At 70.0% G+C, this 15,608-nt stretch carries 14 protein-coding genes; 5 read left to right on the forward strand and 9 right to left on the reverse strand.

Annotation, left to right across the window (positions count from 1 at the left end):
• The 5 genes from T8T98_RS01745 to T8T98_RS01765 all read right to left on the reverse strand — a co-directional run bounded on the left by T8T98_RS01745 (window position 1) and on the right by T8T98_RS01765 (window position 3,178).
• Entirely contained in the window at window positions 1-624 is a 624-nt protein-coding gene (locus T8T98_RS01745; RefSeq protein WP_251104281.1) for an SCO family protein, read from the reverse strand.
• Window positions 617-1,180 (reverse strand): copper chaperone PCu(A)C, encoded by a 564-nt coding sequence (locus T8T98_RS01750; protein WP_251104280.1) that lies wholly within the window; start codon window positions 1,178-1,180, stop codon window positions 617-619. Before T8T98_RS01750 ends, T8T98_RS01745 begins: the two co-directional genes overlap by 8 nt.
• Window positions 1,181-1,255: 75 nt before the next feature.
• On the reverse strand, window positions 1,256-1,660 hold the full coding sequence (locus T8T98_RS01755) for a DUF2946 family protein (protein ID WP_251104279.1): 405 nt from the start codon (window positions 1,658-1,660) through the stop codon (window positions 1,256-1,258).
• 272 nt (window positions 1,661-1,932) lie between these two features.
• Window positions 1,933-2,367, reverse strand: coding sequence for an EF-hand domain-containing protein (locus T8T98_RS01760; RefSeq protein WP_251104278.1), 435 nt, complete (start codon window positions 2,365-2,367; stop codon window positions 1,933-1,935).
• Window positions 2,368-2,518: 151 nt separating this feature from the next.
• Entirely contained in the window at window positions 2,519-3,178 is a 660-nt protein-coding gene (locus T8T98_RS01765) for a glutathione S-transferase family protein (protein ID WP_251104277.1), read from the reverse strand.
• 192 nt (window positions 3,179-3,370) lie between these two features.
• Between T8T98_RS01765 and T8T98_RS01770 the strand changes: the two genes are divergently transcribed.
• The 5 genes from T8T98_RS01770 (at window position 3,371) to T8T98_RS01790 (ending at window position 10,487) form a co-directional block, all read left to right on the forward strand.
• Window positions 3,371-4,594 carry a helix-turn-helix domain-containing protein gene (locus T8T98_RS01770; protein WP_251104276.1) on the forward strand — a complete coding sequence of 408 codons (1,224 nt, stop codon included), beginning with the start codon at window positions 3,371-3,373 and terminating at the stop codon, window positions 4,592-4,594.
• Between the two features lie 10 nt (window positions 4,595-4,604).
• Window positions 4,605-5,273 carry an NHL repeat-containing protein gene (locus tag T8T98_RS01775; RefSeq protein ID WP_251104275.1) on the forward strand — a complete coding sequence of 223 codons (669 nt, stop codon included), beginning with the start codon at window positions 4,605-4,607 and terminating at the stop codon, window positions 5,271-5,273.
• A 105-nt stretch (window positions 5,274-5,378) separates the two neighbouring features.
• Window positions 5,379-7,706 carry a TonB-dependent receptor gene (locus T8T98_RS01780; RefSeq protein ID WP_251104274.1) on the forward strand — a complete coding sequence of 776 codons (2,328 nt, stop codon included), beginning with the start codon at window positions 5,379-5,381 and terminating at the stop codon, window positions 7,704-7,706.
• A 14-nt stretch (window positions 7,707-7,720) separates the two neighbouring features.
• The gene (locus T8T98_RS01785; RefSeq protein ID WP_251104273.1) at window positions 7,721-9,379 is read left to right on the forward strand and encodes an alkaline phosphatase D family protein; all 1,659 of its coding nucleotides are present in this window, start codon (window positions 7,721-7,723) and stop codon (window positions 9,377-9,379) included.
• Window positions 9,380-9,578: 199 nt separating this feature from the next.
• Window positions 9,579-10,487, forward strand: a complete 909-nt coding sequence (locus tag T8T98_RS01790; RefSeq protein WP_251104272.1) for a glycoside hydrolase family 113 — start codon at window positions 9,579-9,581, stop codon at window positions 10,485-10,487.
• A 3-nt stretch (window positions 10,488-10,490) separates the two neighbouring features.
• On the opposite strand, the gene T8T98_RS01795 is transcribed toward T8T98_RS01790, so the two are convergent.
• From T8T98_RS01795 to T8T98_RS01810, 4 genes are read right to left on the reverse strand one after another with little or no spacing between them, the layout of a single operon-like run.
• The gene (locus tag T8T98_RS01795; RefSeq protein WP_251104271.1) at window positions 10,491-11,297 is read right to left on the reverse strand and encodes a transporter; all 807 of its coding nucleotides are present in this window, start codon (window positions 11,295-11,297) and stop codon (window positions 10,491-10,493) included.
• A complete protein-coding gene (locus T8T98_RS01800) occupies window positions 11,294-12,265 on the reverse strand; it encodes a response regulator (RefSeq protein ID WP_251104270.1) in 972 nt (323 codons plus the stop codon). Before T8T98_RS01800 ends, T8T98_RS01795 begins: the two co-directional genes overlap by 4 nt.
• Complete coding sequence (locus T8T98_RS01805; RefSeq protein ID WP_251104269.1) at window positions 12,262-13,725, reverse strand: hypothetical protein; 1,464 nt, start codon at window positions 13,723-13,725, stop codon at window positions 12,262-12,264. Before T8T98_RS01805 ends, T8T98_RS01800 begins: the two co-directional genes overlap by 4 nt.
• Entirely contained in the window at window positions 13,722-15,608 is a 1,887-nt protein-coding gene (locus T8T98_RS01810) for a glycosyltransferase family 2 protein (protein ID WP_251104268.1), read from the reverse strand. Before T8T98_RS01810 ends, T8T98_RS01805 begins: the two co-directional genes overlap by 4 nt.

Consider the following 15,608-nt stretch of genomic DNA (forward strand, 5'->3'; position numbering starts at 1 on the left):
TCAGGCGACGAGCCGCTCGAGCTTGGCGAGCGCGCTGTCGGGATCCTCGTGATGGTCGATGATCGATTGCAGGCGGCCGTCGCGGTCCATCAGGAAGACCGAGGCCGAGTGATCGACGGTATAGCCGCCGCCATCGATCGGCACCTTCTCGTAGAACACGTGGTAGGCCTGCGTGATCGCCTCGACCTGCTCCGGCGTGCCCGTCAGGCCCATGATGGGCGTGTCGAACAGCGCGACGTAGTTGCCGATGTCCTCCGGCCGGTCGATCTCCGGGTCGACCGAGACGAAGACGATCTCGAACTCGTCGCCCCCGTCCCCCATCCGCTCGCGAAGCCGGGCCAGCCGGGCGAGGGTCGTCGGGCAGACGTCCGGGCAGCGGGTGAAACCGAAGAAGATCGCGAAGGGCCTGCCGGCCAGCGTCCGCTCGGTCACGGTCGAACCGTCAGCGGCGGTCAGCGTGAACGGCCCGCCGACGCTGTCGGCGAAGTCGCTCGATACCGTTGGGCCCTCGGGCCGGTTGGTCGCTGCATAGAGGGCGATGCCGGCGGCTGCGAACACCGCCAGCCAGAGCGCGCGGCGCAGGTGCCTCAGCCAGCCGCCGGGCTGCGCGGGGCGGTCAGTCATCGTGCGCCTCCCACGGCCCCTCGGCCCCGATCGGGCGGACGTCGAGCGCGACCGTGACCGCGCCGGCGCGCTCGAACGTCAGCGTCAGGGGCACTTCGGCCCCCTGCCGCAGCGGCTCGCGCAGGCCCATCAGCATGATGTGATAGCCGCCGGGTTCCAGCGTTACCGTGCCGCCCGCGGGGATCGGCAGCCCGCCGGCGATCTCGCGCATCCGCATGACGCCGCCGGCCATGTCGACGCTGTGCACCTGGACATCCTCGGCGATGGGGGTGCTGCCGCCCAGCAGCCGGTCGGGCTCCGCGCCGCGGTTGTCCAGCGTCAGGAAGGCGCCGCCCGCGTCCTGTCCGGGCGCGGTCTCGCGCGACCAGGCGGCCTGCACGGCCACGACGGCCGCGCCCGGTGCCTCGCCCGGCGGTTCATCGGCAGGGTCCGCGCCGCAGCCGGCGAGCGGGATCGAAAGGGCAAGGAGGGCGGCTGCCGCCCAGTGGTTACGAACGGGCCCGGCACGGCCGGATACCCGATGCCGCCCGCGCAGGCGGCCAAGATGCTTGGTCATGTCACTATTGCTCCGCACAGCCCGGCCATGCGCTTCGTGCGCGGCCGGATCGCCAGGAAGGATCGGTTCAGATCGTCAGGCGGCTGCCGGGGGCGCGCGCAGCGGCGGGCGGAGATAGGGAATGCGCGCGAGCGGCGCGCCGGTGCGCGGCGCGAGGCCGAGCACGAGGATGAAGGCGAAGGCGGCGGCGAGCAGGACCGAGTCCGCGCCGCCGAGCGCCGCCTTGGAAAGCCCGGTGAAGGCGCAGTGATCGCCGGCCCCGGCGTCGTCCGCGTGGCCCTGTCCCGCGCCCGGCACGACGATGTCCACCGTCTGGCCCTGGTCCAGCCCGCCGGTGCAGATCGTGACGGTCAGCACCCGGTCGGGCGCGGCGGAGACCATCATCCCGGCGGGAACGGCGATCTTGAAGCAGAACGCGGCGACGAGCAGCACGATCGCCAGGTGGCGATGCCGTCGAATCAAGGCGCGCAACTGCGTCATCGACCGCGCCCCTTATCGCCCCCGCCCGCGCTTGTCATCCACCCAGCCGGCGCGCCCGCCCCGGCCGGTCAACTGGCCACTGTTCGTATCGGTCCTCGGACGGGTCGACCCCGGCGCCGCGCCCCTGGTTCGCGTTCGGTCTGGCCGGTCCAGCGTTCAGGGTGGTGGCCCGGTGCCCGGTGCCCAGTGCCCGCTGCCTGAGGCCGAAGGCGAGAACCAGCGTGCCGGCCCGGGAGCCGCGGCCGGCACGCTGGACGCTTGCGGAAGGGTTTCTAGCGTTGGTGGCGCCGCTCTTCCGCGCGCTTTCGGAATGCGGCGAGTTCCTCGCGATCGACCACGCCGTCGCGGTTGCCGTCGGCCATGTCGAACACGCGCGCCCGGCCATAAGCGAATTCTTGGCGTTCGACCTTGCCGCTGCCATCCTCGTCCATCGCGTCGATCAGCTGCCTGATCCGTTCGCCCGACCGGCGGCGGAGCAGCCCGCGGCGACCGCGGTCGCTGCTGTCGAGGGCGCCGTCGCGGTTCCTGTCGAGCCGGTCGAACAGCCGGGCCTTGCCGGCAGTGAACTCCTCCCGCGTGACGCGGCCGTCGCCGTTGGCATCGGCGCGCAGCAGCAATTGCGCGGGGTCGCGCGACTGCGCCTCGGCGGCGGGGGCGAGGGCCATTGCGCCGCCGGCCAGCACGACGGGCCACACGGGGCGTTCCATCGTGCTTCGTCCTTTCATGGTGCTTCGTCCTTTCATCGTGCTAAGTCCTTTCATCGCGTCTCTCCCTTCCGATCGGGCCGTGGACATTTGGGGGCGGTTCCGCTGACTCGCCCCGGGTGCCGCGGCCGCACGCGCTGGATTCCGGCCATTGTCAGGTGCCCGCCGGCTCGTGCCGGGCATAGTCGGCGAGCTGGCTGTCCAGCGCTGCGCGAAACGCCGGCCGCCCCTCGCACCGCGCGAGATAGGGCCCGAGCACGGGATCGGCCGAGCACAAGTCGGTATGGCCCGCCAGCCGCAGGACGCTCGCCATCAGGATATCCGCCGCGCTGAAGCGATCGACGAGATACGCGCGCCCTTCCAGCCGCCCCGCCACCACCGCCAGCCGGTCGCGAACCGTCTCGACCAGGCCGGGGCGGCGCGCCGGTGCCCAGCTTTCCCCGCCGTGCAGCATGTCGAGGGCAAAGAGCGCGTCCAGCGGCGGCTCGAGCGTATTGAGGGCGGCATGCATCCACACGACGACCTCGCGCCGCGGGGCCGTCTCCGTCGGCATGAGGGCTTCGCTCTCTTCGGCGACGAGCTGGACGATCGCACCCGATTCGAACAGGGCCGCCCCGTCGATGGTCGCGGCGGGAACCATGCCGAACGGCTGCTTGCGCAGGTAGGCCGGGGCCTTGCGTTCCGATGGGTCCACCAGGTCGACTTCGTAAGGCAGGCCCGCCTCTTCCAGGGCCCAGCGCACGCGCAGGTCGCGCACGATCCCGCGCGCGAACGGGGGCACCTGGCGAAAGCCGGTTACGGTGAATTCAGTCATCGTGGTTCTCCTGTCGGTTATCCGGCGGGCGCGTGCGGGCATCGACCGGCAGCGGCGCGAGCGGGCCGCGCATTCGCGGCGCTTGCGCTTTTGCCCCTGCCTGCCGACACTGCCGCGATCGGCATGCCTTTGCCTCGCCCGGGCTAACCGGCGGAGCGCCGGGCCGAGAGTGACAAGTGTGACGGGATTAGGATGGACTCGCAGATCGCCGCTGCCGCGCGCTCCTTGGGGGAAGGGGACCCGCTCTCCGCGCTGAAGCGGGTGAGCCTGCGCGACGATCCGCCCGCGCTGGCCCTGCGGGGGATGGGCATGGCCCAGCTCGGCGACCTTGCCCGGGCGCGCGCGCTGTTGCGCAAGGCGGGGCGCGCCTTCGGATCGCGGGAAGCGGTCGCGCAGGCCCGGTGCGCCGTGGCCGAGGCCGAGATCGCGCTCGTCTCGCGCGATCTTGCCGGCCCGGCGGATCGGCTGGCCCGGGCCAGGGCGACGCTCGAATCGCGCGGCGACACGCGCAATGCCGCCCATGCCGGGGCGCTTGCCGCCCGCCGCCTGCTGCTGATCGGCCGGATCGGGCAGGCGGAGCAGGCTATCGACGGCGTCGATCCCGGCTGCCTGCCCGCCGTCTCGCGCGTCGGGTACTGGCTGGTGAGGGCAGGCATCGCGATGCGGCGGATACGCGCGGCGCCCGCGCGCGAGGCGCTGGACGAGGCCGATCGCATCGCCCGCCACCTCGCGATTCCCGCGCTCCAGGCGGAAGTCGACCGGGCGCGCGATGCCTTCGGGCAACCGGCCGCCTGCAGGATCGCGCGCGATCGGCGACACCCCCTCGCGCTGGCCGAAGTGGAGGCGCTGTTCGGTTCCGGCGCGGTGGTGGTGGTCGATGCCTGTCGCCATGCCGTCCGCGGCGGGGCGACCGTCGTCCCCCTGGCGAGCCGGCCAGTGCTCTTTGCCCTGGTGCGCGCGCTGGCGGAGGCCTGGCCGGCCGATGTCTCGCGCGAAGATCTGCTGCTGCGCGCCTGTCGTGCGCGCCATGCCGACGAGAGCCACCGCGCGCGGTTGAGGGTCGAGGTGGGCCGCTTGCGGCGCGCGCTGGGCGATCTGGCGGACGTGCGGGCGACGGCGCGCGGGTTCGCCCTTGCACCGCGGGGCGGACGGGAGCCGGTGGTCCTCGCGCCGCTGCGCGAACACCGGCACGGCGATGTCCTGGCCCTGCTGGCCGACGGGGAGGCCTGGTCCAGCTCCGCCCTCGCGCTCGCGCTGGGCGTCAGCGCCCGCACGGTCCAGCGCGCGCTGGAAAGGCTCGCGCACGACGGCGAGGCGGAACCGTTCGGGCGCGGACGCGGCCGCCGCTGGGTCATCCGCAAGGCGCCCGGTTTCCCGACAGGCTTGTTACTCCCGGGTTCGCTGGGGCTGGGCTAGGCAGTCGGGCATGACACAGAGCAAGGCAGATATCGTCGGCCATTACGGCCCCTTTCCCGGCGCGGACAATGTCGCCGGGGTCGCATTCGACGGCATGCGCGTCTGGTTCGCATCGGCGCAGGGCCTGCGGGCCTTCGACCCGGAAACCGGCGAGATCGGGGCGGAGCTGCCCACGCTCGCCGACGCGGGAACGACGTTCGACGGCACTTACCTGTACCAGATCGCCGAGCTGATGATCCGCAAGATCGACCCGTCCAGCGGGGAGATCGTGCGCGAGATTCCCACCCCCGGCGACGACGGCGCCTCGGGCCTCGCCTGGGCCGAAGGCTCGCTGTGGGTCGGCAAGCACCGCGGGAAGAAGATCCACCGGGTCGATCCCGACACCGGCGAAATCCTCGGCACGATCGAATCGGATCGCTTCGTGACCGGGGTCTGCTGGGTCGGCGCGGAGCTCTGGCACGGCACCTGGGAGGACGAGCGGAGCGACCTGCGGCGCGTCGATCCACGTTCCGGCGCGGTGCTCGAATGCCTGGAGATGCCGCGCGGCGCCGTCGTCTCCGGCCTCGATTCCGATGGCGAAGGCCGCTTCTTCTGCGGCGGCGGCCCCGAAGGTGGCGTGCGGGCCGTCCGTCTCCCGCGCGCGGAGCCGGGGGACCGGGGGGCGGCCGCGACGTCCTGATATTCGCCGCCCGCGGCCGGTTCACGATTTTGCAACCGAACAGCCGCGGGCGCGTCACACGGCGGACCTAGCTGCCCATCCCGAACGCAACATTCGGGAGCCGCCATGAACATTCGTTATGCAAGCGCACGCGCCATTTTCCTGTCCACCGCCCTGGCCGCCGTTCCGGCCATGGCCGAGGAAGCCGGGGGTCAGGCCGGCAGCGACGGGGCCGCGCAGGCGGGCAACCAGATCGTCGTCACCGCGCAGAAGATCGAACAGCGCGCGCAGGACGTGCCGATCACCATTTCCGCGCTGCGCGGCGACCGGATCGAGGAACTGGGCGTCGGCGATCTCGACGAGCTGTCGAACTACATCCCCGGCCTCAACGTGCAGGAGCAGAGCGCGAACAACCCGGGCATCGTGATCCGCGGGGTCACCTCCGATTCCGGTTCCGCCCAGCAGGGGCCGCGCGTCACGCTCTATTACAACGGCGTCGATATCTCGCGCTCGCGCGGGAGCTACCAGTCGATCTACGACCTCGACCGGGTCGAGGTGATCAAGGGCCCGCAGGCCACGCTGTTCGGCACCGCATCGGCGGTGGGCGCGATCAGCATCGTGCCCGCGCGGCCCGAGCCGGGCCTGTCGGCCGAGCTGACCGGCGGTTACGGCAATTACGACTATACCCTGCTCACCGGCTACCTGAACGCGGGCAGCGACCAGGTGGCGGGCCGCATCGCCTTCGAATGGAAGCGGCGCGACGGCTATGTCGAGAACCTCAGCGCCTCGCAGGAGGACGAGCTCTACGCGCTCGACAACCTCGGCCTGCGCGGCTCGCTGCGTGTGCGGCCCGGGCCGGATTTCACGATCGACCTCGTCGGCACCTTCGATCGCCAGCGCAACGGCGGCACGCCGTTCATCTCGGGCAATTTCCCGACCGAGGCGGGGCCGGCCGACCCCTTCGGCCCGGCCAACCTCGGCGGATCGCCGTTCTCGCGCGAGGTGCTGGGCAAGGACCAGCTGGGCCTCGACCGCGAAATCTACGACCTGAACCTGACGGCCGAATACCGGTTCGCCGACGACTGGGCCTTCACCACGGTCAACGGATACCGCGAGTTCGACAGCCTCGAGACGTTCGATGCCGACGGTTCGGCGGCCTGGTTCCTCGAGTTCGCCGAGATCGCCGAGGGGTGGCAGTTCAGCCATGAAGGCCGCTTCTCCTATTCGGGCATGGACCTGCGCGGATCGTTCGGCTGGAACGTCTTTACCGAAGACGGGCGGCAGAACGTCCCCTTCTCGTCGGAGGAAGGGATCTTCCTGCAATGCGCCGCCGGGGTCGTGCCCGACATCGCCTGCGTCGCCCCCGATGGCAGCGTGCCGGCCGAACAGGTGACCGGCCTGCTCACCGGCGGGCAGGTCGCCCAGCTGCCCTATCAGTCGGTGTTCGAGAACCAGGGACAGAACGACAGCTATTCCGTCTTTGCCGATGCCACCTGGATCGCGACCCGCGCGCTCGAGCTGACCGCCGGCGTGCGCCTGCTGTGGGAAGACCGCCAATCGGGCTATTTCGCCGAGGTCGCTCCCTCGGTCCTGACCGGCGGGCCGTCGCTGATCCCCGGCCAGACCGACACCAACGGGCGGACCTTCACGGCCCGCGAGGACTTCTTCGACGTTCTCCCGCGTTTCAACGCGCTCTATCGCGCGAGCCCGGATCTCAACTTCTACGCCACCGTCTCGAAGGGGCGCCGTTCCGCGGTCGTGCAACTGGGCGCGACGCGCGACGAGAACGGGATAGCGGTGCCCAATTACCAGCTCGTGCCCGAAGAAGTCGTGTGGAACTACGAGCTGGGCGCGAAGCTGAGCAGGGGCCCGGTCTCGGCCTCGCTCGGTGCCTATTACCTTGACTATTCCGGCTTCCAGGTCAGCGTGATCCAGGATGACGGCACGACCCGCACCGAAAGCGCCGGATCGGCTTCGAACCTCGGGATCGAGGCGGAGCTGGCCGTCCAGGCGGCACCGTGGCTGAGCCTGTTTGCCAACGGCGCCTATATCGACGCCAAGGTGGACGAAGACTCGGCGCTGGCGGACGCCTATTCGGGCGCGCGCTTTCGCCTCCAGCCCAAGTGGCAGGCCGCGGCCGGCTTCACGATCGACGCGCCGATCGGCGAAGGGGCGCGGTTCTTCGCGACCCCCAGCGTGACCCATCGCAGCAGGATCTATTTCGAGCTGCCGAACAACCCGGTCACGTCGCAAGGGTCGGTCACCTTGCTGAATGCCCGTGCGGGCATTGCCTTCGCGCGGGACCGGTTCGAGATCGCGGGCTTCATCCGCAATGCCACGAACGAGGATTACCTGCTGGACGCCGGCAATACCGGCGGAGCCTTCGGCTACCCGACGTTCATTCCGGCCGAGCCGCGCTTCTACGGCATCGAGCTGACCGCGCGACTTTTCTGAGGGGAGGCTGAGCCATGTCGATCGATCGCCGCAATGTCCTGAGGCTGCTGGGCGCGGGCAGCGCGCTGACCCTGCCGTCCGCGACCATCGCGCGCCAGGCGCCCGCCCGGGTGCGTTTCGTGCACGGGGTTGCCAGCGGCGACCCGGCGCAGGACGGCGCGGTGATCTGGACCCGCGCGACGGCGGAGGAAGGCTTCGCCGGCGACATCGCCTTGCGCTGGCACGTTGCGACTGCGCCTGATGCTTCCCCCGTCGCAGGCGGCGAGGTCTGGGCGCGCGCCGCGGCCGACCATACGGCGAAAGTGGAGGTCGCTTCGCTGCGACCCGGGGCGGAGTACCATTACTGGTTCGAGGCGGCCGACGGGACGCGCTCGCCGACGGGGCGCTTCCGCACCCTGCCGGCGGGCGCGGTGGACCAGGTGGTCCTCGCGGTCGCCTCGTGCCAGCTCTATCCCGGCGGACTGTTCAACGCCTATGCCGACATGGCGGCGCTGCCCCGGCTCGATGCGGTCGTGCACCTGGGCGACTACATCTACGAATACGGCGAAGCGGGCTACGGCGCCGAGATCGGCGAGCGGCTGGGGCGCCTGCCCGATCCCCCGCACGAGATCGTGACCCTGGCCGACTATCGCCGGCGCCACGCCCAGGTGAAATCGGACCCCGATCTCCAGGCCGCCCATGCGCGCGCCGCCTTCATCTGCGTGTGGGACGATCACGAGGTCACCAACGACGGATGGATCGGCGGCGCGCAGAACCACCAGCCGGAGACGGAGGGCGACTGGGCCGGGCGCAAGGCGGTGGCCATGCAGGCCTATTTCGAATGGATGCCCATTCGCGATCCCGATCCGCTCCGCGCGCACGAGGCGATCTTCCGCAGCTTCGAATTCGGCGATCTCGCCACGCTGGCGATGGTCGAGACCCGGTTGCTCGCGCGCGACAGGCAGGTCGCGCCCAAGGGGGAACTGCCTCAGGCCGACCGGGTCGAGGCCGTGCTGGCCGAACGCGACCGCCCCGAACGCGAGCTGCTGGGCCGCGGGCAGAGCGAGTGGCTGGAAGGCGTCCTCGCCGCCTCGGTCGAGGCCGGCAAGCCGTGGCAGGTGATCGGCAATCAGGTGGTAATGGCGCGGGTCGCCGGGCCGGATCTGGAGGCGAGCCTGGGGGCCGAGGCCTATGCCGCCATGCGGGCCCGGATGCCGGAACAGTTTCGCGCGCGGATCGACGAGGCGCTGGTCGGCTATCGCGCCGGGGTGCCGTTCAACCTCGACAGCTGGGATGGCTACCCCCATGCGCGCGAGCGGCTCTACGACCTCTTCGCCCGGGCCGGGGCACGGCCGCTCGTCCTGTCGGGCGACAGCCATGCCGCCTGGAGCAACAACCTGCACGATACCGCCGGCCGGCTGACGGGGATCGAGGTCGGCTGCACGGCGATCTCCAGCCCGTCCTACGGATCGATCCTGCCCGGGATCGGCCGCGCGCTGGCCGCGGCGAACGAGGAAGTCGTCTTCTGCGACCAGGACAACAAGGGCTATGCCCTCGTCACCCTGACGCCGGACGCGATGCGGGCCGAGCACGTCGCCGTCTCCACCGTGCTGGAGCGGCCTTTCGACCGGCGCATCACCGCCCGCCACCACGCCAGCGCGAAAGGCGGCCCGCTGCGACATGTGAACGCCTGACCCCCTGCCCGCTGGCGGTCCGCGCCGAAACCGCCGATAGAGGGGGGAGCGGCGAAGGAAGGCGAGCGTGGATCGGGGCGATAGCGGCAGATCGTGGCATGGGGCGGGCCCCCGGCGGCGCGACGTCATCGCCGCGGCTGCCGCAGTGGGCCTCGCGACCGGCGCGGTCGCACGCCTTTCGGCCGCGGGCCGGCCGGCAATGAAAACCGGCGTCAACATGATCGAGACGGCGTCCGCGCACTTCGGAAGCGGGGCCGCCCGGGCCAGTTTCGAACGCCTCGCCCGGGCGGGCGCGCGCGTGGTCGCGCTGGTGCCTTTCTTCTGGCAGTCGCATCCCGGTGATCCGGCGCTGGTGCGCGGCGCCGCGCTGCCGGCCGAACGCCTGCGGCTCGGCATGGCCGAGGCCGCGCGCGTCGGGCTGGAGATCGTGGTCAAGCCGCATGTCTGGGTTCCCGGGAACTGGGCTGGGAGCATCGCATTCGATCGCGAAGAGGCCTGGCGCCAATGGTTCGCGGCCTATGAACGCGCGCTGCTGGACTGCGCCGATACCGCGCGTGAGGGTGGGGCGCAGGTGCTGAGCGTTGGGACGGAGCTGGCGCAGACGAGCGCGCGCGCCGAATGGCACGACATGATCGCGCGCGTGCGCGAGGCGTTTCCGGGCCGGCTGATGTATGTCGCGCACAACGCACAGGAGGCGCAGCGGATCGGGTTCTGGGACCGGCTCGATATCGTCGCGCTCTCGGCCTATCCCGCGCTCGGCCGGCCGACGCAGCGGCAGGCTTGGCGCCGGGCGATGACGGCGCAGGTCGGCGCATTGCGCTCGCTTGCAGAGCGCCATGGGAAGGCGGCCTGGCTGGGCGAGATCGGCCTGCGTTCTGCCGAGGGGGCGACCGCCAGGCCCTGGGAAAGCGCCGAAGAGCGCGCGGCAGCGCCGGACCCGGCCCTGCAGCGCGACGTCCTGCGCCTGTGGCTGGACGTGGCGCGCGGAGGCGGCATCGAGACGGCGCTGGTCTGGCGCTGGCTGAGCGATCCGGCGGGCGGCGGCCCAGCCGATACCGATTTCACGATCCAGAACAAGCCGGCGCAGGGCCTTCTCGCCGGCAGATAGCGGTCAGAAGGAAATCCACACCCCGCCGAAGAAACCGCGCTCGCGCAGTGCGTTCTCGCCTGCGATCGTGCCCAGCAGGCCTGCCTGCAGCGCGACCGCGGGGGCCACATCGACGACGCCGGAAAGCTGGAGATTGTGATAGCGGTATTCGTCGAAGATGCCCCCGCCCGCGCCGTCGCTGATCGTGTTAAGCGACTGCACCATCAGCAGGACGTTCGGTCGCGGGCGATAGCCCAGCGTCAGGTCGGCGTGGAACTCGTTCGGCGGATCGCCGTCGCGCAGGCGATAGCTGGCCTGCCCGTCGATGAAGCCGCTGTCCCCCCCCAAGCGGAGATTGTGAAAGCCGCGCAGGCGCAGGTCGTACTCGGTATCGGTGCTGCCGACCTGGGCCAGCTTGTCGTCGCGCGAGACACCCGGGATGCGCACGGTTGTTTCCAGCGCCAACCAGCCCTCTTCGCTGTCGGCGAAGCGGTACCGGCCGCCGATGTCGGTATAGCCCAGCCCGCTGTCGTCCTCCCCGCCTTCGACCGAGACGTCGCGCAGGCTCGGCTTGAAGATGAGCGTGAGATCGGGGGCGATCTCGTACTCGGACAGCAGGTAGAGCTCGACCTTCTGGTAATCGGCGATGTCGATGCTCTCGCCGTCCGCGTCGAAGCCGCGCGCGCTGCTGGAATAGTAGAACGTGGCGATGACCTGCCCCTTGTCCGCCTGCTCCGCCGCCGGGGGCGGAAGGTCCTGCGCGGCCGCGGCCGGGGCGAGGGCGAACATGCCGGCGAAGGCGATGGCGAAGGCGTTGGATCTACCGGTCATTGTCGCTCCAGGAGTGCTTGTCGGGTCGTATCGACGAGGGCGTCTGCGGTCAGCGCCAGTTCGTGCGGCCCGGCCCAGGCCGCCTTCGCCCAAAGCGTGACGTGTTCGGACTGGATCGAGTTGCCGTGGGCGATCTGCGCTTCTTCAACCGCCGCGCAGGCCCGGCGGTTCCAAGCTTCCAGCGCCTGCGCCTGCGGGGCGCCGGGGTGGATCAGCATGAAGGAGCCGGGCCCGTTCGCGACCACCAGCATGTTCAGCGGGGCGGGGATGGCCTGGAACCGCCGGGCCAGGTCCTGCGACAGGCGCCGTGCTGCCGCCTCTCCGTGGAGCGCGGCGTAAGCTTCGAAGTCGACGACCTGGAGCAGGCCGATCGCCGCCGGGCGATCCTGCGCCCGGCAGTCGGAGATGACGAGATCGAGGATCCGGCGCTTGAGCAGCTCGGTCTGCGGATCGATCAGGCTCATGCCCGCCTGGCCCTGGCGCAGGGCCGCGTTCTGAACCTTCAGGTCCTCTTCCCGCAGCGCCCGGCGCTCGCGTTCGCGCTGGATCCGCAGGAGCGTACGCACGCGCGCCAGCAGCCTGATCTCGTCGATCGGCTTGGTCAGGAAATCGTCCGCCCCGGCCATGTAGGCCTGGTTGAGCAGCTCGGTATCGTTGGTCGCCGTCAGCATCAGGATCGGCAGGTAGCGCGTGCGCGGCGAGAGGCGCATCCGCGCGCAGACTTCCAGCCCGTCGATATCGGGCATCATGATGTCGAGGATGACGAGGCTGTAGTCCACCTCGCCGCCGGCCACCTGCAGATCGCTCTCCCCCGCCTCCGGAATGCCGCACTTGCGCAGCGCCTCGTGTCCGCCGCGGGCAATGTCGATGTCGTGGAAGTTGCCCTTCGCCAGCAGCGACTTCGTGATCAGTGCGCTTTCGGGAACGTCGTCCACGACCAGAATTCGCGATCGCCCGTTCTGCGTCATGGCCCGACCTCGTCGTTCATCTCGTACACGCGCCAGCGGTCTCCGTCGTAGATCAGCCGGTATCCCGCCGCACCGTTATCATAGAGTGTAGGGAATATCCGGCCAACGCGGTCGCTGCCGAGGCCTGACGCGCTGTTGCGGACGACAAGGACCTGCGCCTCGGTCCGGTTGCGCAGCGAGGCAAGGCGGAATGCCTCGGTTCCGCTGCTGCGGATTCCCCGCGCATCGCCGCGCAGGGCGATGACCGCCGGGACGGCCTCCGCATCGAACAGGACATCGTCCTTGCCTGCCAGGGCACGGGCCAGTTCCGCCACTTCGGGATCGCCGTAGCCGGCCGGCCTGTCCGCTATCGCCGCCTTCCAGCGCTGGTTCTCGGGTGCCCGGTCGGCAAGGACCAGGATCGCCCCGCCGAGCAGGCCGGCGGAAAGCAGGTTCAGCTCGACCCGGTCGAGGCGGCCCGCCGGCCAGCGGGCAACGCAGGCCGCGGCGCCGGTGATCGCCAGACTGGCGGCCAGCGCGGCCGACGGGAGCAGGCCGATGGCCAGCGCCAGAACCATGCCCGCCAAAAGCGTGGCGACTATCGCGAGGACGGCGTAGCGCAAGGGCGCGCGGCCGCGTGCGGCGAAGAAGAATGCCATCAGCACCGGGCCGACCGCGAAGACCCCGATGATCGAAAGGGCGAAAGATCGCCAGCCGGAGCTTTCGCCCCCGGGCAGGCGCGCGCCCAGGCCCGCCGCCTCGCGGCTGATCGTGTCGACGAACGCGGCCGGGTTCCCCAGGAAGACCCAGTTGACGTACATGAAGGCGAGGAGGCTGAAGGCCACCGGAAACAGCAGCATCAGGTACATCGGGACGGGCGCGTTGCGCAAGCGGTCGGCGGGCATGACCAGCGCCAGGAAGGGCAGGCTGGCGAAGACGAGCAGAAGCCCGAAGGGGTGGGCGAACGCCATCAGCGCCAGCCCCAGCGACACCAGCATCAGGTCGTTGACGCGTTCGCCGCGGCGCAGGCTGAACGTCCCGAGCGCGGTCAGCCACAGCCCCCAGTGTATCGCCATGAACCCGGCTCCTTCGGTCGCGGCGCGCAGGAACACGGGGTTGAGGCCCAGCGCGGCGCTCGCCGCGGCTGCTTCGGCAAGCGACAGGCCATTGGCCCGAAAGGCGGCGAACCAGGCGACGACGAGCAGCCCCGCCATGGCCGCGCTCAGCGTCGCCAAGCCCGCCGTTCCCGCCTGGGGGAAGAGATAGCTGACGGCGATCGCAGCGATATAGGGCAGGGGCGGGAAAGCCGTGACGACGTTCTCGAAACGGATCATGCCCCCCAGGCTCAACAGCGTGCGCCCGTGCAGGTCGAGGTTGCTCGCCGAGACGTAGCCGCGGGCGTGGAGGACCAGCGCGAAGGCCAGGACCGCCGCGGCCAGGGCCAGCGGGACCAGGTAGGGGGCCGCCCTGCGCGCCGTCATCCGGCGAGCTGCCCGGCCTGCGCCTTGCTGACTTCCGATGCCGTGTGCTTCGACAGGCCGTGTTCGGTCTTTTCCCAATAGAACGGCTTGGTGATCAGCTGCCACGCGCCTTTCCATGCCGCCACAGACATCAGCACCCAGTACCAGATCACCGTGAGGCTGTAGGGCGCGAGCGAGAGCCAATTCCGCCGGAAGGGAGCCAGCATCATCACGAAGATGAACAGCCCGTTCCCGGCCAGAAGGTTGAACAGCGACAGGTAGAGCAGGACCGGGGGGAAGAGCGGGTCGAACACGCCCGTTTCGGTCACCAGCCAGAGCGCGAAGATCAGCCAGAACAGCGGGTTCAGCAGGCCCGACAGCATGGTGCCGCCGATGAAGAAAACGAAGCCCAAAACGCCCAGCGGGCCGATCGTCTTCACCAGGTGCAGCGGCCGGCGCGTGTGCACGAGGAAAGTTTGCATATAGCCCTTGATCCAGCGCGAGCGCTGCCGGATCCAGTTGCTCTGCGAGACATTGGCTTCCTCGAACGTGGTCGAGGCGGCAAGCCGCACTTCGTATCCCTTCTGCGTCAGCCGGATTCCCAGGTCGGCATCCTCCGTCACATTGAAAGGGTCCCAGGCGCGCAATTCGCGCAGCACGTCCATCTTGAAGTGGTTCGACGTCCCGCCGAGCGGGATCGGCACCTTGAGCTTTTCCAGCCCGGGCAGCATGAGATCGAACCACAGCGAATAGTCGAGCGTGAACAACCGCGTGAGCCAGTTCTCGTCGCGATTGAAATAGTTCAGCCGGCACTGGACGCAGGCGACGTTCTCGGGCGCGCGATCGAAGGTGACGACCACTTTCTTCAGCTGGTCCGGCTCGGGCTTGTCCTCGGCATCGTAGATGACGAGATATTCTCCGCGCGCGAACTGCAGCGCGTAATTGCATGCCTTGGGCTTGGTCTGCGGCTGCGAGGGCGGGACGAGGATGATCTCGAAGATGTCCTCCAGCCCCAGCGCCGTCGCCGCGTCGATCGTCAGCCGGTCGCCTTCCTCCAGCACGATCTTGATGTCGAGCCGGCTGGTCGGATAGTCGAGTTCGCGCAGCGCGTTGGCGAGGATCGGCAGGACGTCCGGCTCGCGGAACATCGGCACCAGCACGGTGTAGATCGGCAGGTCCTCGTCGCGCAGCAGGCTGACCGCGGCGTCGAGCTGGCGTTCGCTCGCGTGCTGGTTCTTGCCGCCATACCAGATCAGCACGCTCTTGAAGACGAAGTTGCCGAGGTAGAACAGCGTCATCACCAGGTTGATCGCGATCAGCGTGGCGATCGGCGCCAGCGCCAGCCCGGCCGCGATCGCGGTCACCAGGCCCCAGGCGACGACCAGTTGGACCGGAGTGAAGACCGTTTGCGCCGACATCACGGGATCGTGGTTCGCGAGGTCGAACACCGCCGCATCGAGATAGCGGTCTGAAAAGACCTTCTGCACCGCGCGCTGGATGTCTTTCTTGGGGGCGATCCCGATCCTGACGCCGCTGCCCCACTTGCGCCGGGCATAGAGAACGACATCGGGCCCGGGGCGCGCGGTCACGATCGTCACCACCCCGCCGGTTTCGCGCCAGGGCACGGTCAGCTCGCGCATGTAGCGGGCGACTTCCCCTTCCTCCAGCAGCGCGGGGTCGGGCGGCTCCTTCTCCAGGTCCACCTGCTCGACGCCGAAGCGCTCGGCCAGCGCGGCGTAGTATTCGTCGGCCTCGATCCAGTTCCTGGTCAACATGACATCGACCAGGTTCGAACCCCACTGCGCCGCCAGCTCGCTGGCCTCGTTCAGCTGCCGCGGCGTGACGAGGTTGCGCTCGGCGAGGTAGTCGCCGGTCCAGCTGTCGGCCGAGACGAACCGGGCCAC

Origin of the sequence: Pelagerythrobacter marinus (assembly GCF_034375205.1) — a bacterium.
Lineage (GTDB): Bacteria > Pseudomonadota > Alphaproteobacteria > Sphingomonadales > Sphingomonadaceae > Pelagerythrobacter > Pelagerythrobacter marinus.